Annotated in this window: 22 protein-coding genes and 1 riboswitch; of the genes, 8 read left to right on the forward strand and 14 right to left on the reverse strand. The window is 43.3% G+C overall.

Going from position 1 to position 24,723, the window contains the following annotated elements; translation table 11 throughout:
* Positions 1 to 6: 6 nt before the first annotated feature.
* The 5 genes from pcaD to ACWQ4X_RS06990 form a co-directional block, all read right to left on the reverse strand.
* On the reverse strand, positions 7 to 783 hold the full coding sequence (gene pcaD, locus ACWQ4X_RS06970; RefSeq protein WP_457903221.1) for a 3-oxoadipate enol-lactonase: 777 nt from the start codon (positions 781 to 783) through the stop codon (positions 7 to 9).
* Positions 784 to 791: 8 nt separating this feature from the next.
* Complete coding sequence (gene pcaB / locus ACWQ4X_RS06975) at positions 792 to 2,147, reverse strand: 3-carboxy-cis,cis-muconate cycloisomerase (RefSeq protein WP_457903200.1); 1,356 nt, start codon at positions 2,145 to 2,147, stop codon at positions 792 to 794.
* A 34-nt stretch (positions 2,148 to 2,181) separates the two neighbouring features.
* Positions 2,182 to 3,387 carry a 3-oxoadipyl-CoA thiolase gene (pcaF, locus tag ACWQ4X_RS06980; protein WP_457903201.1) on the reverse strand — a complete coding sequence of 402 codons (1,206 nt, stop codon included), beginning with the start codon at positions 3,385 to 3,387 and terminating at the stop codon, positions 2,182 to 2,184.
* A 71-nt stretch (positions 3,388 to 3,458) separates the two neighbouring features.
* Positions 3,459 to 4,112 carry a 3-oxoacid CoA-transferase subunit B gene (locus ACWQ4X_RS06985; RefSeq protein WP_457903202.1) on the reverse strand — a complete coding sequence of 218 codons (654 nt, stop codon included), beginning with the start codon at positions 4,110 to 4,112 and terminating at the stop codon, positions 3,459 to 3,461.
* A 13-nt stretch (positions 4,113 to 4,125) separates the two neighbouring features.
* On the reverse strand, positions 4,126 to 4,806 hold the full coding sequence (locus ACWQ4X_RS06990) for a 3-oxoacid CoA-transferase subunit A (RefSeq protein ID WP_374527459.1): 681 nt from the start codon (positions 4,804 to 4,806) through the stop codon (positions 4,126 to 4,128).
* 280 nt (positions 4,807 to 5,086) lie between these two features.
* Here ACWQ4X_RS06990 and pcaU point away from each other — a divergent pair, with 280 nt between their 5' ends.
* Positions 5,087 to 5,911: an IclR family transcriptional regulator PcaU gene (pcaU, locus tag ACWQ4X_RS06995; RefSeq protein WP_457903203.1), complete on the forward strand. Its 825-nt coding sequence runs from the start codon at positions 5,087 to 5,089 to the stop codon at positions 5,909 to 5,911.
* A gap of 78 nt (positions 5,912 to 5,989) precedes the next feature.
* Here pcaU and ACWQ4X_RS07000 read toward each other — a convergent pair whose 3' ends face one another.
* Together ACWQ4X_RS07000 and ACWQ4X_RS07005 are read right to left on the reverse strand one after the other, a co-directional pair.
* The gene (locus ACWQ4X_RS07000; RefSeq protein WP_457903204.1) at positions 5,990 to 7,312 is read right to left on the reverse strand and encodes a basic amino acid/polyamine antiporter; all 1,323 of its coding nucleotides are present in this window, start codon (positions 7,310 to 7,312) and stop codon (positions 5,990 to 5,992) included.
* Positions 7,313 to 7,321: 9 nt separating this feature from the next.
* Complete coding sequence (locus tag ACWQ4X_RS07005; RefSeq protein WP_457903205.1) at positions 7,322 to 8,200, reverse strand: homocysteine S-methyltransferase family protein; 879 nt, start codon at positions 8,198 to 8,200, stop codon at positions 7,322 to 7,324.
* Positions 8,201 to 8,672: 472 nt separating this feature from the next.
* On the opposite strand from ACWQ4X_RS07005, the gene chrA reads away from it, so the two are divergent.
* The 6 genes from chrA (at position 8,673) to ACWQ4X_RS07035 (ending at position 14,353) form a co-directional block, all read left to right on the forward strand.
* Positions 8,673 to 10,025, forward strand: coding sequence for a chromate efflux transporter (gene chrA / locus ACWQ4X_RS07010; RefSeq protein ID WP_457903206.1), 1,353 nt, complete (start codon positions 8,673 to 8,675; stop codon positions 10,023 to 10,025).
* 181 nt (positions 10,026 to 10,206) lie between these two features.
* Positions 10,207 to 11,151: an ABC transporter permease gene (locus ACWQ4X_RS07015; RefSeq protein WP_457903207.1), complete on the forward strand. Its 945-nt coding sequence runs from the start codon at positions 10,207 to 10,209 to the stop codon at positions 11,149 to 11,151.
* A complete protein-coding gene (locus ACWQ4X_RS07020; RefSeq protein ID WP_457903208.1) occupies positions 11,151 to 12,035 on the forward strand; it encodes an ABC transporter ATP-binding protein in 885 nt (294 codons plus the stop codon). The genes ACWQ4X_RS07015 and ACWQ4X_RS07020 overlap by 1 nt, the downstream gene beginning before the upstream one ends.
* A gap of 81 nt (positions 12,036 to 12,116) precedes the next feature.
* Positions 12,117 to 13,121, forward strand: a complete 1,005-nt coding sequence (locus ACWQ4X_RS07025; RefSeq protein WP_457903209.1) for an isopenicillin N synthase family dioxygenase — start codon at positions 12,117 to 12,119, stop codon at positions 13,119 to 13,121.
* The gene (locus tag ACWQ4X_RS07030) at positions 13,118 to 14,008 is read left to right on the forward strand and encodes a hypothetical protein (protein ID WP_457903210.1); all 891 of its coding nucleotides are present in this window, start codon (positions 13,118 to 13,120) and stop codon (positions 14,006 to 14,008) included. The genes ACWQ4X_RS07025 and ACWQ4X_RS07030 overlap by 4 nt, the downstream gene beginning before the upstream one ends.
* 15 nt (positions 14,009 to 14,023) lie before the next feature.
* Positions 14,024 to 14,353 carry an SMR family transporter gene (locus tag ACWQ4X_RS07035; RefSeq protein WP_100242687.1) on the forward strand — a complete coding sequence of 110 codons (330 nt, stop codon included), beginning with the start codon at positions 14,024 to 14,026 and terminating at the stop codon, positions 14,351 to 14,353.
* A gap of 63 nt (positions 14,354 to 14,416) precedes the next feature.
* Here the strand turns inward: ACWQ4X_RS07035 and ACWQ4X_RS07040 are convergent, their stop codons facing one another.
* Genes ACWQ4X_RS07040 through ACWQ4X_RS07050 form a run of 3 tightly spaced genes read right to left on the reverse strand, consistent with a single transcriptional unit; the run spans position 14,417 to position 16,030 of the window.
* Positions 14,417 to 15,439 (reverse strand): ABC transporter substrate-binding protein, encoded by a 1,023-nt coding sequence (locus ACWQ4X_RS07040; protein WP_457903211.1) that lies wholly within the window; start codon positions 15,437 to 15,439, stop codon positions 14,417 to 14,419.
* An 18-nt stretch (positions 15,440 to 15,457) separates the two neighbouring features.
* On the reverse strand, positions 15,458 to 15,895 hold the full coding sequence (locus ACWQ4X_RS07045) for a CopG family ribbon-helix-helix protein (RefSeq protein ID WP_100242635.1): 438 nt from the start codon (positions 15,893 to 15,895) through the stop codon (positions 15,458 to 15,460).
* A 3-nt stretch (positions 15,896 to 15,898) separates the two neighbouring features.
* Positions 15,899 to 16,030, reverse strand: coding sequence for a hypothetical protein (locus ACWQ4X_RS07050; RefSeq protein ID WP_374530125.1), 132 nt, complete (start codon positions 16,028 to 16,030; stop codon positions 15,899 to 15,901).
* A 255-nt stretch (positions 16,031 to 16,285) separates the two neighbouring features.
* Here ACWQ4X_RS07050 and ACWQ4X_RS07055 point away from each other — a divergent pair, with 255 nt between their 5' ends.
* Positions 16,286 to 18,202 carry an ATP-dependent nuclease gene (locus ACWQ4X_RS07055; protein ID WP_457903212.1) on the forward strand — a complete coding sequence of 639 codons (1,917 nt, stop codon included), beginning with the start codon at positions 16,286 to 16,288 and terminating at the stop codon, positions 18,200 to 18,202.
* 53 nt (positions 18,203 to 18,255) lie between these two features.
* On the opposite strand, the gene uca is transcribed toward ACWQ4X_RS07055, so the two are convergent.
* The 4 genes from uca to ACWQ4X_RS07075 all read right to left on the reverse strand — a co-directional run bounded on the left by uca (position 18,256) and on the right by ACWQ4X_RS07075 (position 24,638).
* Positions 18,256 to 21,861 carry an urea carboxylase gene (uca, locus tag ACWQ4X_RS07060; RefSeq protein WP_457903213.1) on the reverse strand — a complete coding sequence of 1,202 codons (3,606 nt, stop codon included), beginning with the start codon at positions 21,859 to 21,861 and terminating at the stop codon, positions 18,256 to 18,258.
* Positions 21,862 to 21,866: 5 nt separating this feature from the next.
* On the reverse strand, positions 21,867 to 22,517 hold the full coding sequence (locus tag ACWQ4X_RS07065) for an urea amidolyase associated protein UAAP2 (protein WP_457903214.1): 651 nt from the start codon (positions 22,515 to 22,517) through the stop codon (positions 21,867 to 21,869).
* Between the two features lie 18 nt (positions 22,518 to 22,535).
* On the reverse strand, positions 22,536 to 23,279 hold the full coding sequence (locus tag ACWQ4X_RS07070) for an urea amidolyase associated protein UAAP1 (protein ID WP_457903215.1): 744 nt from the start codon (positions 23,277 to 23,279) through the stop codon (positions 22,536 to 22,538).
* A gap of 29 nt (positions 23,280 to 23,308) precedes the next feature.
* A riboswitch (guanidine-I (ykkC/yxkD leader) is annotated at positions 23,309 to 23,405 on the reverse strand.
* Positions 23,406 to 23,573: 168 nt separating this feature from the next.
* Positions 23,574 to 24,638 carry a diguanylate cyclase gene (locus ACWQ4X_RS07075; RefSeq protein WP_457903216.1) on the reverse strand — a complete coding sequence of 355 codons (1,065 nt, stop codon included), beginning with the start codon at positions 24,636 to 24,638 and terminating at the stop codon, positions 23,574 to 23,576.
* Positions 24,639 to 24,723 lie beyond the last annotated feature (85 nt).

The following is a 24,723-nucleotide window of genomic DNA, read 5'->3' on the forward strand; positions in this document are numbered from 1 at the left end:
CTTAAACTATTGAAGCGAACCAATGAATTGACTGAGGGTTTGATTAAACAGCTCAGGTTGTTCAATATTGGAAAGATGCGATGCGTCAATCACCGCGAGTTCACTATTTTGAATCTGTTGTTGCATGAAAATGCCATCAGCAACCGTGGTCACAGGATCGAATGCTCCTGCAATCACTAAAGTTGGAATATGAATGTTTTGAATCTCGTTGCTCAAATCTGCTTGTGCCAATGCACGGCAAGATTCTGCATAACCCAATGCTGGGGTCGTTGCTAAAGACTGAATCGTGCGTTGTGCCAAAGCATCGTGTTGATAATCAAACTGTTCGCTGAACCAACGGGTATGCGTCGTCTTAACCAAGTCCGCAACACCGTTTTCAGTCACAGCATCTGCACGTGCATTCCAGCCTTCCGCAGTCCAGATTTTGGCTGCCGAGTTCGCTACAGTAATGCTATGAAAACGCGCTGCATGATGAATACCTAACCATAACGCGGTCATACCACCCATGGAAATCCCGCAAAAATGGGCTTTTTCAATATTCAAACCATTGAGGATATCAATCACATCTTCAGCAAGATTTTGTACAGTCGTATGTTCAATTACATCGCTATGACCATGACCACGAGTGTCATAGGTCACGACTTTAAAATGCTGTTCAAATGCCGCAACTTGAGGTTGCCACATGCCCTTGTCTGTGCCGAGTGAATTTGAAAATACAATTACAGGTGCATTTTCTTGACCGCTAATTTGCACAGCCAAACATTTGCCCTGACGATTGGTCATCGTAATATTCACTTTGCCTCTCCTTTTGCTTCCTGCAACACCGCATCAATCTGGTCTTGAATATTGCCAAGATAAGATTCGGGTTTAAAAATTTCTGAAATCTGCGCTGCGCTAAACAAATCTTTGACTTGATCCAATTCTGCAATCACATCTTTTAAATGCACACCTTGGGCAACCGCTGTTTTACAGGCAGCTTCCACCACATGATGCGCCTGTAAACGTCCCATATGGGGTGCCAAAGCCATCATCACGGCTTCTGCCATAATTAAGCCTTGGGTACATTCCAAATTACGCTGCATGTTCTCGGCATTGACTTGCATCCCCTGCAATACATCCAATGTGCGCGCTAAAGCACCTGCACAAAGTTGGAAAATTTCTGGAATCGCCAGCCATTCTGCATGCCAAGCACCTAAGCTGCGTTCGTGTTCCTGCACCATGCTGTGGTACAAGCTCGACATCAACACAGGTACACGGTTCGCCGCTGCCAATACCGATGCCGCCGCAACTGGATTACGCTTATGTGGCATAGTGGATGAACCACCACGACCTTTTGCAGTAGGCTCAAAGATTTCTGCAATTTCGGTTTGCATCATCAACGACCAATCACGTGCCATTTTGCCCAAGCTGCCTGTCACCATGGCAACCACACTTGCCACTTCGACAATACGGTCACGCTCGCCATGCCACGTACAGCTTGGAACTGAAAGTTGTAGCTGTGCTGCAAAGGCTTGAACCACGGCTGTACCTTGATGTTGCAAAGATGCCAATGAACCGACTGCACCACCCAATTGAGCAGTAAACACACGCGTTTTCATGGCTTCGATACGGGCTAAATCACGATGAAATGCCGAAGCCCAACGCGCTAATTTATGACCCAAGGTAATTGGTAAACCTTGCTGCAACCAAGTACGACCAATCATGACTTGTGCACGATACTGTTCTGCTTGAGCCAAAGCAGCGCGATAACATTGTTGAATTAAGGCTTCAACCTGCGTCATTGCTGCACGGCATTGCAAAATACATGCGGTATCTAAAATGTCCTGACTGGTTGCACCCCAGTGCACATAGCGCGCAGCATCTTCATCGCTTTGTTTCACAATTGCGGTCAATTGCTTTACAAATGGAATCGCAATATTGCCCGCCAAGCCTGTTGCCACAGCCAAAGCATCAAAATCAATTTGATCGAGTGCAGTTGCTGCAATGTTTGAAATTGCTGTTGCAGCAGATTCTGGAATAACACCCACTTGAGCCTGAGCTTGCGCTAACGCGACTTCAGCTTGAATCATGTAAGATACCAAAGCGCGATCACTGAAAATTTCAGTCACTTCATTTTGGTAAAATAAGCTGGCATATAACTGGCTCATGTTTGTCTTTCCCTAATCCGCTTTGCTATTCCAATTAAACGCGCTGAATTATCATTGCAATGCCTTGACCGACACCAATACACATTGAACACAGGGCATAAGTCCCACCCGTTTGTTCCAATTGATTCAGTGCCGTTGTCACTAAGCGTGCACCCGATGCACCGAGTGGATGACCAATCGCAATCGCACCACCATTTGGATTCACTTGAGTCGTGTCATCGGCCAGACCTAAATCACGGGTAACAGCTAAAGCTTGTGCAGCAAAGGCTTCATTCAATTCAATCACATCCATCTGCTCGATGCTGAGATTGGCTTGTTTCAGCAATTTCTTGATGGCAGGTGCTGGAGCAAAGCCCATAATGCGTGGCTCTACGCCCACAGCCGTAGAAGCAATGATCTTGGCACGCGGTTTAAGGTTGTACTCTTGAATCGCTTGTTCAGAAGCAATCAGTACAGCAGCAGCACCGTCGTTTATGCCTGACGCGTTTCCCGCTGTGACGGTGCCTTCTGCTGTGACGACTGGCTTCAGTTTCGCCAAACCTTCGAGTGTGGTCGATGCACGTGGATGTTCATCGGTGTCCACCACAATCGGATCACCCTTACGCTGAGCAATGCTCACTGGGATGATCTCGTGTTTAAAAAAGCCTTGAGCTTGCGCGGTTGCTGTGCGCTTTTGACTCGTCAAGGCAAACTGGTCTTGATCTGCACGATCAATATTAAATTGTTGTGCCACGTTCTCTGCGGTCTGTGGCATGGTTTCTACGCCATACATGGCTTTCAGTTTTGGATTGATAAAACGCCAGCCCATGGTGGTGTCTTCAATCTTCTGGCTACGCCCATAAGCACTTTCCGATTTACCCATCACAAAGGGCGCACGTGACATGCTTTCCACACCGCCTGCAATTATCAGATTGGCTTCACCCGCTTTAATGGCACGGGCTGCAATCGCAATCGCATCTAAAGATGAACCACATAAACGGTTGATGGTGGTCGCAGGAACTTCAACTGGCAAACCTGCCAACAATGCCGACATACGACCGACATTACGGTTATCTTCACCGGCTTGGTTGGCACAGCCGTAGATCACATCATCCACCTGTTTCCAATCTACGCTTGGATTACGTTGCATCAAGGCTTGAATAGGCAATGCACCCAAGTCATCGGCACGAACTGGGGCTAAACCTCCAGCATAACGACCAAATGGGGTACGGATGGCATCGATGATATAAGCGTCTTTCATGTTTAATCTTGTCCTGTGAATCCCCCCTTATATTTCCCCCTCTTTCTTAAAGAGGGGTTAGGGGAGATTAATTATCCCTGTGTCGCATCAATCAGCGGAGCACCCGTCATCGCCTGCAATTCTGCAAAGCTCAAGCCGTCCACTTTTTCAATTACTTTTAAGCCTTCAGGCGTAACATCAATCACACATAGATCCGTGTAGATCCGATCAACACATTTCAAGCCTGTTGCTGGATAAGTCAGTTCCGCCACGATCTTTGGTTCACCTTGTTTGGTGACATGATCGGTGGTGATAAACACTTTCTTGGCACCCACAGCTAAATCCATGGCACCACCTACAGCAGGAATTGCATCAGGCGCACCGGTATGCCAATTCGCTAAATCACCATTGGCCGCAATCTGGAAAGCCCCCAATACTGCAATATCTAAGTGTCCGCCACGCATCATGGCAAAAGAATCACCATGATGGAAAAAGGCACCGCCTTGCAGCATGGTTACATATTCTTTACCGGCATTGATCAGCTCAGGATCTTCTTCACCTGCGGCTGGTGGTGGACCAAAAGCCAATAAGCCATTTTCAGAATGTAAGAACACATCTTTGTCGCCTGGAAGGTAGCTGGCAATCTTGGTCGGTAAACCAATCCCAAGATTCACATAGGCACCATCCGGAATATCTTGTGCCACACGTTCAGCAATCTGGTTGCGGCTGAGTTTTTGATAGCTCATGAAAGTCTCCTACTTACACAGCAACAGGTTCAGGTTGTACCTGCACCACATGTTGAACGAAGATGCCTGGGGTGATGATATGTTCTGGGTCTAACTCACCGAGCTCCACCACTTCCGAGACTTGCGCAATGGTCACACCTGCTGCCATGGCCATGATTGGACCAAAGTTACGTGCAGATTTACGATAGACCAGATTGCCCCAACGGTCGCCTTGCTGTGCTTTAATCAAAGCGAAGTCGGCTTTGATGGGATATTCCAACACATAATCTTTACCGTCGATGTGACGGGTTTCTTTGCCTTCAGCCAATAAAGTCCCGTAGCCTGTTGGGGTAAAGACTGCACCGAGTCCCATGCCCGCAGCTTGAATACGACAGGCTAAATTGCCTTGAGGTACCAATTCCAGTTCGATTTTGCCTGCACGATAGAGTTCATCGAAAACCCAAGAATCTGACTGACGCGGGAAAGAACAGATGACTTTTTTCACGGCACCCGCTTTAAGCAGTTTCGCCAGACCGTAATCACCATTGCCTGCGTTGTTGCTGACAATGGTGAGGTCTTTAATGCCGAGTTGAATTAAGCCATCGATCAGTTCTGCAGGTTGTCCTGCTGTACCAAAACCACCAATCATGATGGTTGAGCCGTCGGTGATTTGGGAGAGCGCTTCCGTTAAGGTCGCTGCACTTTTATCTATCATTAGATAACTCCATTGTGCATCATGCAAATTTGAAAAGGCGCGGAAACCTCACGTATACTGGAGAACAATTCAGCTAAAACAACATTCCCTAGTCTTTTAGTTTGATTTCCTTATGTGTTCATTTTTTATCATTTCCCTACATAAGACTAGATGGTCAGACCAGCTTTTGTTCGATGATCGAACTTTTTCACTTACTATCGAACAAAACCTGATTTTTTCAGTCTGATTTCACGCTATAGTAAAAAATATAAAGACAACAGCACTGAAGGGAATCATTAAGATGGATGAGGAATTGCAGAGAACAGAGAAACTTCTTGAAAATAAAGACAATAAAAAAATCATTCGACATGAAGACTTTGTGGCAGGCATTAGTAAAGGCATGGCAATTCTCGACTGTTTTGGTGCCGACCGTCATCGTTTGAATATTTCCATGGCGGCTGAACGCACAGGTATGACCCGCGCTGCAGCACGGCGTCACTTACTGACCCTTGAATATTTGGGCTATTTAGAGTCGGATGGACATTATTTTTATCTCACCCCTAAAATTCTGAAATTTTCAGGTGCCTATCTTGGTGGTGCTCAACTTCCCAAAATCTCTCAGCCTTTGTTGAATCTGCTCACCAATCAAACCTCGTTAATTTTTTCTGTGATGGTGCTGGATGGTTATGAAGCGATTACCATTGCCCGTAGTGCAGCCCATCAACAGACTGACCGTGTTAATCCTTATGGCCTGCATTTAGGCAACCGCTTGCCTGCACATGCGACATCAGCAGGCAAAATTTTATTGGCACATTTAGAGCCGCATGAACAACGGGAATGGTTAGAAAAATATCCGCTGCAACGCTTGACTAAATATACCCATACCGACAATGAAATATTTTTAAACTTGCTGCATGAAATTAAAGAGCAAGACTGGTGCTATTCCTGTGAAGAACATGAACTGGGTGTACATGCGCTGGCGGTCCCTATTTATGAGCAAAAATCCAAAGTCATTGCCGCGCTCAATATCGTGTCTCCTACTACCCGCACCACCAAGGAGTATCTGATTCAACATATTCTGCCTTTACTACAGGAAACAGCACGCGAATTACGCAATATCTTATAAAAATCCAGAACTCTGATTGTGATGCTGATGATTCATTAAAAAGAAAAAAGACCGCGTCTTTAAGCGGTCTTTTTAGTTTTACTCGAATGCCACTTTTTTATGGCTCAATCGACTATAGAAAAAGATCAATAGGCCCAGTAAATATAGACACCCTGACAATAACAGCAATGAAACACCTGCTGCATACAACAACCATGCAGCATAAATCACAGCGACTGAGGCAATCCAAATATGCTTGCTGCGTTTATTCCTGACCGATTCTTTTAAATAGAATGCTGAAACCAAGAAATAAGGCAAAAGAATCATCACCGATGAAATCAGCAACAATTGGGTGTAGTTCTTGTCAAAGAAACACACGGCAATAAGCGAAACCTGCACCACAATTGATGTCAACCACAGCGATGCAATCGGCACACCATTGGTATTGGTCTTTAAAAACACGGCTGGGAAGGCTTTGTTTTTCGCTGCTAAGAATGGAATTTCCGTAGCGAACAAAGTCCAACTCAAATAAGATGAACTTACCGAAATAATCAAACCAAGGGTAATAATAATGGTGCCTGGCAGCCCAATCAGTTGCTCCAAAATGGTTGCCATAGACGGATTATGCATATTGGCAATTTCAGCGCGCCCTGTTACCCCATAAGCCAGCACCGTCACCATCACATAGAAACTCAGCGCCAACAACACCCCCAGCACGGTGGCACGACCAATATCACTTCGGTTCTTGGCGCGCGAGGATAACACCACCGCCCCTTCAATCCCTGTAAACACCCATAAGGTAATGAGCATCAGATTACGGACTTGCTCCCAAACTGGTACTTGCAAAGTGAAATCAATAAAATTGAGTCTAAATAGATCCAGCTTGAACGCAACAAAACTGCAAGCAATAAAGATGACCAAAGGTACAATCTTGGCAATGGTTGCAATCAAGTTCACCAATGCTGCTTCTTTAATGCCCTGACTGACCAGCCAATGCACAATCCAGACAAAAATGGATGAACCGATCAGCGCATAGAGTGTATTGCCTTCACCAAAATAGACATGTTCTGGACTATCAGTAAATAAACCCAAACCAGAGAAAGCAATCACGACATAACCGACAATGCCAATGGTGGTACATAACCAATAGCCCCACGCAGAGCAGAAGCCAATCAGCTCGCCAAAACCTTCACGGGCATAGTTATAAATACCACCATCAAGATCTGGGCGTTGTCGTGTTAAAAATAGCAGTGCAAAAGCCAGAAAAAGAATACCGACGCCAGTAATGAGCCAAGCAATTAATAATGCCTGACCATTTGCCACTGCCGCCATATTCTGCGGGAGACTAAATACCCCCGAACCCACCATCGAACTAAACACTAAGGCGGTCAGGGAAAGTAAGCCAATTTTAGCTGTAGACATAAGAAAGTATTACTGTTTAAAAAATTGAGAAAGTTCTGCAATATGTTCAGGACCAATACCACAGCAGCCCCCAATTAAAGTTGCACCCGCACCTTGCCATTGCTTAGCAAAATTCAGATACAACTCAGGATTCAGATCGGCACGAATTTCATCTAAACCATCATTGGCTGTGGCTTCGCTGTTTTGTGGTGGAAAGGCATTGGCATAAGCGCCAATTTGCACTGTCTCAGGCAAGAGCGCCTTAATTTCTCGAATAGCTTGTAAGACCACTTCTGGCTGACAGCAATTAAATAATACGGCATTGGCATTTAAACGTGTAATCAGCTCAGCAGCTTGTTCAAGGCTTTCACCCGAACGCAATAACGGATGTTCAAGCTGAATTTCATCTTGCAGGGTAAATGACACCCAAAATTCACGCCCATCTTTAGGTAATAAGGCATGCACTGTTTCAACTTCTTTAAGGCAAGATTGTGTCTCTGCCAGCCAAAAATCAACATCTGGCGAAAGTGCTGCAATAATGGGGGTTGCTAAAGCTTTTGCTTCATCTTCTTTAAATAGATCGGCACGGTAAGAACCAAATAACGGCGGCAAACACCCCGCAATGCGAACCGATTTACCACTTTCCGCAACGGCATTTTTTGCCTGCGTTACCGCAACGTTTACCAAGCTCGTCACTTCATTTGCAAAGCGTTGCTCGCCGATATGAAATGGCACCACTGCATAATTATTGGTGGTAATGACTTCTGCACCTGCCTGAATAAAATCCAAATGCACTTGTTTTACAATTTCAGGGGCTTCAGTTAAAGCCAAAGCCGACCATTCAGGCTGTCTAAAAGGTGCACCTCTACGTGCAAGTTCACGACCAAAACCACCATCTAAAATTTTCATAAAGTTAAGTTATATTAAAGAAAGATGGCAATTATAGAGAATATCTAAAGAGAATTAATGCTTGAAACCTCCAAACAATATCTTTATTTCAGCTAATCAAAATTCATTTTTCTAATAATTAAAGCTGTTAATGTGTATGCAGAACGCTGTTAATTCATTCAAAATTACCATTCAAAAAATAATGCTGGAAGCTCCATGAGATTGATATGGAATATTACTTCTCTATACTGGATAAGGCTTGGATAAAGGGTTCCTTGATGATGAATTATGGTGCTAATCGGAACTGATACAAGATGTCGAATAATAATAAGATGGAGACAATAATGACAAAGGCGAAATCGGAAAGCTGCTTTTCTTCATAGTGAAAGAATCTTGCAGCAGAATGTATTCAACCAACTGAAACACTTGCTAAATCAATAGAAAGTAAAATATTTCAACCTAAATCACACGTTATGACCCTTCAGGCAACCCCATGAATCCACCTCATCAACCACCAAGCGAAATTACAGATATACAGGCTATTCCCTTTTGGCAGGCCTTAAAGTTTTGGTGGAAATTAGGTTGGATCAGCTTTGGTGGTCCTGCGGGGCAAATTGCATTAATGCATCAGGAGTTGGTAGAAAATAAACGCTGGATTTCTGAAAAGCGCTTTTTACATGCGCTCAATTACTGCATGCTGTTGCCCGGTCCAGAAGCGCAACAATTGGCGACCTATATTGGCTGGTTAATGCATAAAACCATAGGCGGACTGGTTGCAGGTCTCCTGTTTATTCTGCCCTCTTTATTTTTGATCATTGGACTATCTTGGGTGTACATCCAGTTTGGAGATATACCCTTCATTGCAGGCCTATTTTATGGCATTAAGCCCGCAGTCACAGCGATTGTTTTCCACGCCACCTATCGGATTGCCAAACGCTCCTTAAAAAATAAGATCTTGTGGATGATTGCCATTTTGGCTTTTATCTCGATTTTTATTCTGAAAATTCCGTTCCCGCTGATTATTCTGAGTGCCGCAGTTGTGGGCTTTCTCTTGGGCCGTTATTACCCGCAATGGTTAAAGAATGCCCCACAGCATTCTACCCAGAGCAAAGATTATGGTCCCGCCTATATTGATGAACATACTCCTACACCCGAACACGCCCATTTTAAATGGTCAAGACTGTTAAAGGTGGTGCTGTTTGGCGCAATTTTTTGGTGTACCCCAATGATTATGCTCACACTGAGCTTGGGTTGGGAACATCACTATACCCAAATGGCATGGTTTTTTACCAAAGCCGCATTACTGACTTTTGGGGGTGCTTATGCAGTCTTGCCTTATGTATATCAGGGTGCGGTGCATCATTATGGCTGGCTTAGTGCCAATCAGATGATCGATGGACTGGCTTTAGGTGAAAGCACCCCGGGTCCTTTAATTATGATTGTGGCTTACGTGGGTTTCTTGGGCGGCTTTAGTCAAGCGCTACTGGGGAGCGAGCATATCTTTTTAGCGGGGGTCATCGGTGCCTGTATTGCTACTTGGTTTACCTTCCTATTTTCCTTTGTGTTTATTCTTGCAGGCGCACCCATCATTGAATCCACGCATCAACACATTCAATTCACTGCACCTTTAACGGCCATAACCGCGGCAGTGGTTGGTGTGATTCTTAATCTGGCGCTGTTTTTTGCCTACCATGTGTTGTGGCCACAAGGGTTTTCAGCAGAACTTGATGTCATTGCCTTACTTTTAACTTTAATGGCAACCATCTTACTGTTCTATTTTGAATGGAATGTGATGAAAGTGCTGTTCATCTCTGCGGGTTTTGGCTTGCTGGTTTATCTAGTTTAGAGGATGGATTCAGTCTAAACATGCATTCAACCAAGATCTAACATTAGACCAAACATCGGCTCCACATTGCCCGAACCTGCATTGAGGTAAACCCACTTGTTTGTTTTTTAACTCTTTGGCATCCATTTTGCTTAAAAGTATTACGGTTTTAAAAATTCGTAATACTAGGCGGGCAAGCACTATGGGCTATGTTGCAACTGAACTTAACCACAAAAACAAGCTGATTCTGGGCTTTTGCTCGTTTCTTATTCCAATTTTAATCTGGTGCGCGGTGAGCTATTTACCGTTTATTTGGCATCCTCAAGTCCAAATAACCGATTCTGGCAGTGTGTCTTACTTCCAAGTGGACAGTCGGGTTGATAAAACCCTGTTCTATAATGAAGCACAAAATGCCGTCAATCATGGCGATGCGCCACCTCAAGGCAAACTGGTCAATCCGATTTATCTGCCTGCACCTGATCAAGTTGCAACCGCATTATTTACTGCTTTTACCACGCCACCTGTTCAAGCCGATGCCCCGTGGTTTCATCAAAGCCTGTGGCACAGTATCAAGCTGGTGTTTACTGCTTTTTTCCTGTCGTCTTTGGTTGGGATTCCTTTAGGCATTTTGTGTGGTTTCTCACTGAAAATTTCAAAACTGACTGAACCTTTTGTCGAATTCTTCCGGTATTTACCTGCACCTGCTTTTGGCGCACTGGCAGTTGCCATTCTGGGGATTAATGATGCACCCAAAGTGGCGATTATTGTCATTGGTACATTGTTTCAACAAATCCTGATTATTGCCAATACCACACGCATGGTCGATCGTGGTTTGGTTGAAGCAGGTTATACCCTCGGCACCAGCAAAATGAAAAGCCTATTCCATGTGGTGATTCCCGCTGCCTTGCCTGATATTTACCGTGATTTACGGGTCCTGCTCGGTTGGGCGTGGACTTATTTAATTGTGTCTGAATTGATTGGCACCACTTCGGGGATTACTTGGTTTATTACCCAACAAGCGCGTTACCAAAACTTTGACAATGTCTATGCAGCTATTTTGATTATTGGCGTGATTGGATTGGTCTGTGACGTAATTTTAATGAAACTGGGCGAACGCATGTTCAAATGGAAAGCAGGAGCAAAATAATGACAACCCACTCAAATTATGATGCCAAACAGTATTTTGAACAGATCTATCAACGTCCTGTCATTTTGGAAGCCAAACAACTCACGCAAGTGTTTCAGCATGGCAAAACCCAAAGAACCATTCTGAATCAACTGGATTTAAAAATTCATAAACGCGAGTTTATCTGTGTGATTGGTCCTTCAGGTTGCGGAAAATCCACGTTTAGCCGAGTTGTGGCAGGACTTGATCCGTATCACAGTGGTGAATTACTAGTGGATGGTCAGCCAATTACAGGACCAAGTCCAGAACGTGGCATGGTGTTTCAAGGCTATACCCTGTTCCCGTGGAAAACCGTGAAAGAAAATGTCATGTTCGGTCCGCTGATGAAAGGTGCCAGTCATGCCTCTGCCGAAGCACATGCGCGGGAGTGGATCAATATCATCGGGCTGGAAAAATATGAAAATCAGTATCCACACCAGCTTTCAGGTGGAATGAAACAACGGGTTGCGATTGCCCGTGCACTGGTCAATCAACCGAAAATTTTGCTGATGGATGAACCTTTTGGTGCACTTGACCCACATACCCGACAAAAAATGCAAAAGCATTTAATGGACTTATGGCAGAACATCGACATCACCATTATTTTTGTCACGCATGATATGGATGAAGCCATTCTACTGGCCGACCGTATTGTCGCACTCAAAGCCAATCCGGGGGAAATTAAGGAAATTATTGAGGTGAATTTACCGCGTCCACGTAATGCGGAGTTAATGTTGACGCCTGAATTTAAACAACTCCGTGAACGGGTCGATGCCTTGGTACATGCACAAGAAGATGAACTAGACCCTGCTTTAGATGAGCTGCCAAAAATTCCACGCATGACGCAAATCAGTACACAAAAGTAAAAATCACAGAACTTCATATAGCCTTTGGGACGACCCAAAGTGTTTAACGATGTGTTGGACGACCAACATTTGGTGATCACTATGCAAAAGGAATACGTATTACCCCTCGTCGAAATATCACAACTCAGTAGCCCCAATCTTGAAGATCGTTTGGCTGTGGCACAAGCGCTTGATCAAGCCTGTAAAGAGGTCGGATTTTTATATCTACGTGGCGAGCAATTTCAGCCTAAACTGTTTCAGAACCTGTGCCATATTGCCGAGCAATATTTTGCGCAAGATGAAGCGCAAAAAATGCGTCACTATATTGGGCAATCGGAAAATCATAGTGGCTATGTACCCATTGGCGAAGAACAGTTCGTTAGCAATAGCTATGACCTGAAAGAATCCTATGATGTCAATTATGACTATTTAGCATCTGAAGGACGGCGCCCCTTACTCGGTCCAACCCAATGGCCCGACTTTCCAGAATTTAAACTACATGTCGCTGAATATTATCAACATCTGAAACAAATCGGACATCAACTGTTTGGCTGTTTTGCACTGGCACTCGGTTTAGATGAACACTATTTCGATGCGCATATAGCACATGCACCCAGCCAACTGCGTCTGATTCACTATCCTTTAAATCCTGCGGCTCAAGATCGTGAAGGGATTGGAGCACATACCGACTACGAATGTTTTACCTTGCTGTTGCCCACAGCACCCGGCTTACAAGTGCTGAATAAACAGGGTGAATGGATCGACATTCCTTTATTGGAAAATACCTTGGTGATGAACATTGGCGACATGATGGAAATCTTGTCCAATGGACGCTACTTAGCCACCAAACACCGCGTGAAAAAAGTTCAGCAAGAACGCTATTCCTTCCCGTTGTTTTTCTCGTGTGATTACGACTATCTGATTCAACCTGTGATTGATATCGATCAGCCGCGCTATGCCCCGCTTAAAGGTGGTGAACACCTGTTTAATCAGACCGCACAAACCTTTCAGTATTTAAAACAAAAAGTCGCAGCAGGTGAAATCGTACTGAACAATGCACGTCCGCTGTATTCCTTTGGTTTAAATGAACAAAAGGAGCTGTCATGAACCTGATTGAATTATCTGCTGAACTAACGCCAACCGACCTTTCCACCCTACAATTGCCCCCTGCTTTACTCGGTGCATTTCGACGCAAAAGCATCAGTTTTTTTAATGGCGAGACGGATGAAAAAACCATTGTGTACTGGTTCCAGTCCACGTCCTTTACCATCGATTTACGTCTGAAAGATGTCACGCAAACCCCAATTTTGCAACGACAAGGCTGGCTTGGACAGACCCTTTGGGATGAAGCAGATCAACTACTGTCATGGCAGGTTGAACCGCATGCCAACTATCAAAACCACATTCAATGGCCTGAACCTGCGAAATTACATTGCATCGGCAACTGTATCTTAGAGTTTTCACCCAGTAATGCTTATGTGGAAGATTGGCGTCAGCAAGCCAGTCAAGGCATGTACTTAGGCTTACGTTTAGAAAAAGCCATTCATCTTGCATCAAATACGCCCGTTCAACTGGATGCGGGACTGATTATTTGTGGCGATTGGGTGGCTTATGCACAGTCACGACTGCCACAAAATCAGCAAGCCTTAGCATCTTACGAAAATCTAGCAGAGGCACACGCAGCAGGGTATGATTTAGAGCAGATCAATCAATTTGAAGTTTCAGTCGGCTCTATATCTTCAGGGGTGCAATATTCGACTCAGAATCATCAATTGCAGCAACCCTTTCAACTTGATGGCTTTGAACGCGTCAGTGAGCATCAACTTCGACAGATTAAAGAAATTGAAGGTGAACGCTATGCCTTGTATTTCAGGGTCGATATGTATCAACCGCACTATCAGTTCCAAACCCAAACCGCCACCTCAACTGCCAGCCAAACTTGGCTCACACAAGAAGCAGAGCATCTGTTACACCATGCTCAAGCCACATATTAAGCAGGTGATATTTTGATTGCATTTATCTATTTAGGCATTGCGATTATTGCGGAAGTGATTGCCACTTCAGCCCTAAAAGCATCACAAGGTTTTAGTGTACTTCTGCCCTCCAGTATTACGGTCTTGGGTTATGCAGTTGCTTTGTATTTCCTGTCTTTGACGCTCAAAACTATCCCGATGGGCATTGCCTACGCGATTTGGTCAGGTGCGGGCATTATCCTCATTTCATTGGTCGGCTGGTTTGGCTTTAAACAACAACTGGATTTTCCAGCTTTAATAGGCTTGGGCTTAATGATTTCAGGCATTTTGGTGATTCATATTTTTTCGCAAAGTACACAGCTTTAATTTTTTATTCCTGACGATAAAAAGCCCAGTTCAAGTCTGGGCTTTTTCCTGTGCTGCTTTAACTTATTGCGCTGCTTGCACCAGCTCTGGATAAATTAAACCATCGACGTCCAATTTGGCTTTATAAATCCCATTGCTCACATTAAATTCATTCACATGATAGGTTGAACCATAAATCGAATCGAAGCCTGAGCCTTTGGTAAACACTTTCTTGTTTGCCGCAACATCAAGTAAATGCGTGCCGCCAATAAACTGTTCATATTGCTGCGGATCGACCCCAACGCGATTCGACATAATCTTGACAGCATCGGCATGGGTTGCAGGGTCATTGATGTATTTCACGGTTTTATCCCAAACCTGAATCAGCTTCGCCCACTGCTCTTTGTTGGCAGCCAAATGGCTCATATTCACGGTCAAGGTGTCATAAATCAGACCCGGTTTATCTTCAGAGGTGTAAATAATTTTAGACCCTGCCACCGATTTTAATGCCTGATTGGCAACAGGTTGCCACACCGCAATCGCATCAACATCTGGACTTGTAAACACTTGCGGTAATTCATTGGTCATTGAATTGACCAGCTTCACATCGGCAGATGGAATTTTGGCATCAGTTAATGCGGTTGAAAGTAACAGGTGATCCACCAGTCCTTTTTCAGTCGCAATCGATTTCCCTTTTAAATCTGCAATGCTGTTAATGCCTTCTTTGGCAATAATCACGTCATTCCCCGCAGAATAATCGGTTGCCATAATCATGATGCCCTTGGTTCCGCCCGATGCCGTCACCAAATTATCACCATTGGTGACCAAAACTGCATCTAACTGGTTGGCTGCAAATGCCGACAATGAAGCCGAATAATCAAACCATTTAAATTCGACATTTAAACCCGCTTCTTTTAACCAGCCTTTTTCAATAGCAACTTGCCAAGCCACAAAACCAGGCCAGTCACTATAGCCAATGGTCATTGCCTGAGTCGCTGCGGCTGTTTCGGTCTTTTTTTCAGCTTCAGGTACTTTGGCGGTATTGTCACAACCCGAAAATAAAATACCCGCAACAACTGACATTGATAACACTGCTTTTTTCATCATTTTCAGGTTCCCCTAAGATTATTCAACATTTTGTGGAATTGGTGGCATCACCGCATCCATCAGTTCAAGGTGTCCGTTAATAACCCCTTTCAAGGCAATAAATTGCTGGCTCATTAACTTTAATTCTGCGCTTTTGCCCTGCATGAGCATGACTTCCATAATTTTTTGCTCATCCAGTTGGATATGCAGCGAACTAATCACTTGTTCTAAATATTGCTGTTGCAAATCCATCAACTGCACCCGTAATGGCATAGAACTGGCGTCATATAGCAAGGTTAAAGTCCCGACCATGACTGCATTTTGTTGTTCTTCTACCGCAATTAAGTGCTTGTGAATCATGTCTACAATGGCTTGCGAACGACTCTCATAGCATTGATCGACAATTTTCTGATCCAGCGCACTTAAGGTACTTTCTGGCACCGTAACACTGATTCGGGCAAGTTTAGGTTTAGGCACGATTCACTTCCGCAATGATTCAGGATGATGAGGATCTTGCTTGATATAAAAGCCAGCTCTCACACTCAACAACTCCAGTAAAAACTGTTTAAAGAGCTGTGATGTCTTCTTGGCTTGGGTTTGCGGCTTTTGCATCTGCGGCTCCTCTTTGGTATTACCAAATTCGAATTTTGTATTACTCGAATAAATGCAGAAAGCGTGCCAGTTTGATGAAGGATATTTACGATGATAAGAGCTAAAAAAGCTTATTCTTTGTGCAGAAAATTGAGCCTTGTCCTAAATCGGGGCAAGACAATGCATTAGACATAATTTGAGATTTCTTTGATTAGATTCAACTTTCTATTTTTATGTAATATCATGTGCTTATAAAAAACTTACGTATATTTAAAGATGAACAACAAACTTTATTATTGGGCTGAAAATTTAGAAGGCTATAGTGCGTACAATGAAGAAGACTATGACCAAGTTATAGAAATAAAACGATTGAATTTTTTTATTGGTAAAAATAATGCGGGAAAAAGTCGGTTTTTAAGGTCTACTTTTACATCTAACATAAAATTCCAAGATATTAACTTTATATCGATAGATGATGAAATCACAAAACTCAAGAAAGCTGTCACTGATATTCAACCTCGAAATATAGGATTTCAAAATCAATATGGAGGTAACTGCCGAGAAGAATTATTAAGGTTAATTGAAGAACTCATAACCCACCAAAAAACTACATCACCACTTAATTTCAAAAGATTAATAGATGTAAACATACCTAAAATCCGAACATTTTATGATATCCATAATAGAGAAAAATTTAATTTAATCTTAGAAGACTATCATTCAAATTCTCAAAAATTTTATGATAAATACTCTTTTGAAGGAAAATTTTATGTACCTATCCTGCGAGGAATGCGTCCAGTTTCCGAAATTGAAAATAAGCAACCCTATATCGAACGTGCACAGAAAGACTATTTTCAGGATCAAGCAAAATACAATTCATCTAATATTATTACAGGTGAGTCCCTTTATCATGAATTGAAAATTCATTTACTTGGCAAACCCAAACAGCGTGAAATTATAAAAAGTTATGAAGAAAAATTAAGTCAATATTTTTTTGATAATGAGCAAATCACCCTAATTCCTATGTTTGGTAAAGATGAAAATGGAAAAGAAAATGATGTTGTTCATATAAAAATTGGTAATGAAGATCAATTTCCTATTTATAATCTTGGGGATGGATTACAACAAGCAATTATTTTGACCTATGAAGCATATATAAAAAGACAAGATTCTGAAGGTAATGAACAGATTCATGCATTTTTTATTGAAGAGCCTGAATTACACATGCATGCAGGTATGGTTCGTCAGCTCATGAATTTCTACTTAAACGAAACCAAACACTATTATTTCTTTACCACCCACTCCAATCATCTTTTGGATATGACAGATGAGTCCGATCAAGTCATCATCCAAAAGTTTGTCAAAGAGCAGAATCAATCTAATCCATCTAAGTTTGATTTTAAAATTTATCGTTGTGACCGAGATCGAGACTTACTTGCCTCTTTAGGGGTTAAACCCTCTTCTGTGTATTTAGCCAATTGCACAATTTGGGTCGAGGGGATTACTGACCGTCTCTATATTACTAAGTATATGGAGAAGTATCTAAGTGAACTAAAAAAATCCAATGAAAAGTTATATAAGAAATACCGACGCTTTATGCCAAATTACCACTATACCTTTGTGGAATATGCAGGAAGTAATCTCGTGCATTGGTCTTTTAGTGATGATTATTCCGACCATTTAGATGACAAAGGTTTAAGTGCGAAGGCTGTTGCAAGTGAAATGCTTTTGATCGCGGATGGAGATATTCAAAGCAAGGCTGATCGAGTAGCAATTTTAAAAAAGGAATTGAAATCTGAAAATTATTTCATTCTAAAATGTAAAGAAACGGAAAATACATTACCTAAAGATTCTATTATTCGCGTAGCAAAATCTAGATTTTCTCGTATGAAAAAATCAACAACTCAAAGCTATGATATTGCGCTCATTGATCAAATTTCAGATAAAAATTATTTTGATCATGCAGATAATGGCATTGGTAAATTGCTTGACGTGCAAATCAAAAATCCAAAATCTACATCTTCTAAAAATGCTTTTGCAGATGGTGATGGCGTTGGAACAATTAAATCCAAGTTAGATTTTTGCCGAGAAATTATTAAAGATTTTGATGAAAACCCTGATTGGCAACTCACTCCTAAAGCGACTGAGCTTTGCGAACGAATTTTCAAGCATATAGAAAAATGTAATCGTTAAAGCCTTTTAGCACCCTAACCTCTCTCCTAAAAGAAAGGTTAGGGAAAAACAATCTAAGCCACAGGCGCCAATGTAAACAACACCTGCCCCGTTTTCACTGTTTGCCCTTTCTCAATGGTAATGGCTTCGACTTTCATGCGTTCAGGTGCCAAAATTGGAATCTCAATTTTCATGGCTTCAATCACGGCCAAAGTCGCGCCTTCTTCAACCACATCCCCCGCCTGACATTCAATTTTCCAAATTGAACCTGGCATATGCGACTCCACAGCACAGCCACCATCAGGAATTAAAACAGCTTCGCCATCATCCACCGCATCTAAACTTTCAGAGACATATTCCGCCAAACCTGCTTCATGCCAGCGACAGCGTTCAGCTTCAAAGTTACTTTGTTGCGTGTGCTTAAAGGCTTGAATGGTTTCAGCATTTTCCTGCAAGAACTGATTGTATTCTTTTAGGTTTAATACCCCTTCTTCTACGCGTAGATTTAAACGTCCTGCTATAAAATCTTCACGCATCTGCATCAATTCGGCTTCAGACACTTCATAGAATTTAATCTGGTCAAAGAAGCGTAGTAACCACGGTTTACCCTCTTCAAAATTGGCATTTTTACGGTAGCGACTCCACATTTGCGTGGTCCGTCCCACAAACTGATAACCGCCCGGTCCTTCCATGCCGTACACGCACATATAAGCACCACCAATACCGACGGCATTTTCAGGCGTCCAAGTTCGTGCAGGGTTATATTTGGTGGTCACTAATCGTTGACGCGGGTCTAAAGGCGTTGCTACAGGCGCACCCAAATACACATCGCCCAGTCCCATCACCAAATAACTGGCGTTATAGACCACATCTTTGACCGCCTTTTTAGAATCCAAACCATTAATACGGCGAATAAACTCGATATTATCTGGGCACCATGGTGCATCGGCACGCACAATTTGGCTATAGCGTTCTGTTGCCAATTGGGTTTGTGAATCTTCCCAAGCCAAAGGCAAATACACGGTACGCGATGGCACCTGCATTTCCGCAATATTCGGAATTTGTTCTTCGGCTACTTCAAGCAAACGCAGTAAATCGGTTTGATCTAGCACCAAACAATCATAATGAATTTGGAGCGAGCGAATGCCTGGAGTTAAATCAATAATGCCCTTAATGTTTTGCTCTTTCATCCACTGCATTAAGGCATGAATACGGAAGCGTAGATTCAAATCCAGCACCAACTCACCATATTCCACCAACAGGTAATGGTTCCCCGCAGGACGATAAACCACATCTGGACGTGTACCATCCCCTTTAAAGGTATCCAAAATCACATGATTTAACGTGATCGGTTCGGCTTGTATCGCTTGCGCATACTGAATGCTTTCAGGTGATGCTGCATCTAGCATGACTTGATAGTCTTGATTGAGCTGTTTGGCTTGGTGATAGCTGACTGGTACAAATTTAACTTTATCCCCCGCTTTGAGTTGACCCAATTTCCATAATTCAGAATGAATCACCACCGCAGGACAGACAAAACCGCCCAAACTCGGACCATCAGGTCCCAAGATAATCGGCATATCCCCAGTAAAGTCGATTGCACCAATGGCATAGGCATTGTCATGAATATTGGATGGATGTAAACCCGCCTCACCACCATCTTCACGTGCCCATTCAGGTTTTGGTCCAATCAGACGAATACCTGTACGGCTGGAGTTGAAATGGATTTCAAACTCATGTTCAAAGAAGGTTTCAATATCTTGATTGGTGAAAAAATCTGGCGCACCGTGCGGGCCATACATCACCGCAATTTCCCAATGCGAATTAAATGCAGGAATTTGCTCCTGATTTAAAGCGTGTAAAGGCTGATCGCTAAAAGATGTGATCGGCAACATATCCCCGACCAATAAGTTTCGACCTGCATGGCCCCCAAACTGACCTAAAGTAAAGGTTGCTTGTGAACCTAAATATTCAGGAACTTTAAAACCGCCTTTAACCCCAATATAACTGCGGCAGCCCGTGCTAATTTTCCCACATTTCAGGATTTGCCCTTTCTTCACATTCACGGTTTGCCACATTGGAATGCTCACACCATCCAGTGTGCTTGGCATTTCGCCACCCGTAAGGACAATTTGGCTATCACAATGAAATTTCAGACTTGGACCTTGCAGGGTACATTCCAAACCTGCCGTATTTTTCTCATTGCCCAGCAGCTGATTGGCAACATTCAAAGAAAAAGGATCAATCGCCCCTGATGGTGGGACTCCGACATCCCAATATCCCAAGCGTCCTGTAACGTCCTGAATCGAAGTTTGAATACCTGCCTGTAACACTTCAATTTTTTGCGTTTTCCAAGTAAAGGTATTTAAAAAACGCGTCGTTTGTGTGCCTGCTTGGAATACCTCTCCCGCCAAAATATTCTGCAAATATTCGAGATTGGTTTTTATTCCTGCCACCTGCGTTTTTGCCAGTCCAGCACTCATGGCTTGAATCGCGGCATCACGATCGGCTGCTGTGACAATAATTTTGGCAATCATCGGGTCATAATAGGAAGAGACATTCGAGCCTGTTTCCACCCAAGTTTCAACGCGAGAATCTGGATCAAATTCAACTTCAGTTAAAAGTCCTGCACTCGGCTGAAAGTTTTTAATCGGATCTTCCGCATATAAACGCACTTGAATGGAATGCCCTTGCGACTGCAATACCGAAACTGGTGCGACCCAATCACCACTGGCTAAAGTCACCATCCATTCCACCAAGTCCACGGCATAGACTTGTTCCGTCACGCCATGTTCGACTTGTAGGCGGGTATTCACTTCCAAGAAGTAAAATTCTTGGGTATCGGTATCCATCACAAATTCAACCGTACCCGCAGAACGGTAGTGCACCGATTGCATCAGTTGAATCGCCACCTGTTGCAGATAATCACGCTGTTCATCCGACAAATGCGGTGCAGGTGTTTCTTCAATTACTTTCTGGTTACGGCGTTGTACCGAACAATCACGTTCACCCAATGCCAGAACTTGACCATTGCCATCGCCAAAGATTTGCACTTCGATGTGACGGGCATTTTGCACAAATTTTTCTAGATACAAGCCTGCATCTTTAAAGTTGGCTTGTGCCAAATAGGAAACCGTTTGATAGGCATCTTTCAGTTCTTCGGCATTCCAGACCAAACGCATGCCAATCCCACCACCACCCGCGGTGCTTTTTAGCATCACTGGGTAACCAATCTGTTCGGCTTGTGCCAAAGCTTCCGCTTCATCTGCCAACAAGCCACTCCCCGGTAAAAGCGGCACTTGGCTCTGAATCGCCAATTCACGTGCGGTATGTTTTAAGCCAAAACTGCGCATTTGGGCAGAAGTCGGACCAATAAAGGCAATGCCTGCGGCTTCACATAGGTCACAAAACTCGGCATTTTCCGATAAAAAGCCATAGCCGGGGTGAATCGCTTCTGCCCCAGTCTGCTGTGCGACTTGCAGGATTTTTTCAATATTTAAATAACTTTGGCTGGCGGGTGCTGCACCAATACAAACGGCTTCATCCGCCATGGTCACATGCAAAGAGTCACGGTCTGCTTCGGAATATACCGCAACCGATTGAATCCCTAATTTTTTGAGGGTGCGGATTACTCGGCAAGCAATCGCACCACGGTTGGCAATCAGAACTTTATTAAACATGGTGCTTACTCCGCAGCTTCACGCACAATCAGTTGGATGGGCGTTGGGTTATAGGCATTACACGGATTATTCAACTGTGGGCAATTTGAAATCAGTACAATCAAATCCATCTGCGCCTGAATTTCCACATATTTCCCTGCGGCTGAAATGCCATCATCAAACTTCAAATGACCGTCTGCGGTAACAGGCACATTCATAAAGAAATTAATGTTCGGACCAATATGACGTACATTTAAACCATGCTTTAACGCCACAGGATGTTTCGCCAAGGCATACATGAAATTATTGCGGCAGCTATGCATCGGGTAAGTGTCATGCGAATAACGAACCGTGTTGCTTTCACAAGAACATGCTCCACCAAGTGTGTCATGTCGACCACAGTTATCATCGTGAATCACGGCCATCGGTCGAACCAAATTACTGTACAGCGTGGTGCCTTTTTCTAAATAAATCTGACGATTCATCGCCAAAGTATCAGTGGCGCTATAGCGTTCTTCTGGGTTTTCAGCACTGATAAACAACGTATCGACTGCCTGATTGCCTTCTAAATCAATAATGCGGAAATACTGCCCTTGTTTAACCTCACACATCCATGCTTCGCCCGCAGAACACACTTCACTTAACACGGTTTTTTCAAAATTTTGTAATACTGTCATGACTGTTCTCCCCTGTGTTTAGCAAGCATCAGATAATGCGAAATAACGTGCATTGTTTTGAAATGCACGCTGGTTTTGGGCACATGAATCACGACAGATATCATGCTCATTCAAAGGATGGGCTTTAAACAGGGAAAGCTGAATATCTGCAGGTTGATAGTGAGGATTTTGATCTAAAGCATGCGGTGCAGCCGACAAGAACACCAAGCAATCCATTTCAAAGCGCAGCTCAATCACCTGATCGGTATTGTCAGCAGTCACATAAGAGAGTTCGCCTGCATCATTCGGCGCAACTTTGGAAAATAAATTCAGGGTGGCACTTAAGTCAGTTTGTCCTAAAGAACTCTTCGCCATTTCCACCAACAAGCCATCGACGCCACTTTGATACATGGCATTGCGTGCAGCTTGAAATTTTTGCTGACCATATTGCGCTGCAATCTGTTCGGCACGACTTGCACCACACAGCACATCATTCCAGCCATGTTCATCTGTGACGATGGAAGCCATGACACGACCAAGATCTGAATACAGCACATGCCCAGTACTTAAATACGCGGTATGTTGTCCCTTCAAACTGTCTGGCATGTTAAAGCGCTCCAGTTTATCGGCAGCATTGACGCAGAACAGTGAAACGTTCGCATGAGCGGAAAGTGCTTGAAAACGAAGAACCGCACCTTTTTGAATACGTCCCGACCAGTGATGCCCGCCTGGCAAAACTTCAGTCCAGAGTGTTTGATTATTATGATATTGCTGTAAGCCCATTGCTGTTACCTCTTCGGTGGATTCGCATGACCTCCCGGGCTTTTATCCCTCCGTGTAGTTCTTTCGAACCGTGAACTCTCGGTCTCGGACATACGCGCACGTATCGGAACCCTAGATCACTTTTTCATAGTCATGATTAAGCAAAGGCTGTGCCAATTTAGTATTACGATTTTTTACATTCGTAATACTATTTTTGAGCGAAGATGAGGCAAAAGAAAAAAACTGGTGCTTTTGTGCACCACAAATACAGCAATTTTAAAATTATGATAAAAGAAATGGATGATCTAGTTTTTATTAACTCATTTCACAAACGTATTGCACGCCATCACGTCCTTGGCGTTTGACTTCGTATAAAGCCTGATCTGCCATTTTCAGCCAGTCGGTCGTCGAACCCGCCGCTGCCGCTGAAGAAATCCCAATACTGATACTCATGCGAAAATCGGGATTACTGAGTAATCTGAAATGTCGTACTTTATCCAAAATGGTTTGTGACAATTGCATAATTTCCTGCGAACTACTGTCCATGACAATCACCGCCAACTCATCTCCCCCAAAACGGGCAGGAATGTCCTTGGTTTGAATTGATTCTCTTAAAATATTAGACAGCTCAATCAGCACATAATCCCCCATTTCATGTCCATAGGTATCATTAATTTCCTTAAAATGATCCACATCAATCAGCATCAAAAACGCTGTATGATTGCTGCGTTGGGTTTGTACAAAAGTACTGGCTAGACGCTGCTCGAACAAACGGCGGTTGGGAATATGTAAGCGCGGATCCATTAAGGCAATCCGTTCAAACTGACGGTTTTTCTGGCTTAAATTGGTCGATAATTTTCGAGACAGCACACTTAGCGCAATTAAATATAGCGTGGCTAATGGAATGGTCAGCCAAACGGTATGCGGACTAAAGGTGAACGTCAGAGGCATGCCCACTAATAACCAAATACCAAACAAAGAAACAGTAAAGCCTAGAATTGAGGGCGCTAACAGCTTCCATCCACCTGCGGCATAACGGTCGGCAATAAACACCGCCAAAATAATAAAAGATGGCATCGGACTTAAACCCATCACGCCAATCCACGCTCCACCAAACATGGTGTCTAAAATCAAACTGGTTTGTTCTGTTTTAACAGGGTCACTTGAATTTTTACTCATGAGATAAGCCAAACTCGGCCAGATAAATGCATTAATCCCCAGCAATACTAAAAAGCCCGTGCCATAATGCATATCCAATAAAACCGAATACATCGGCAAGAAACATAAAAATGTCCCCAACTGCCGCATGATAAAAATTCGTTTTAAAAATCTTTTCGTTCGCGTTTGTAATAATTCTTCATCTGGAACGATGTAAGACATATTTAACCTAATGCTAAATGAGAATAATTTCCTCTAATGTAGCAAATTTTATTCCCTAGTTAATCTCTATTCTTATAAAAAAGTT

This window comes from Acinetobacter sp. NigerLNRRAM0016, from assembly GCF_054112845.1.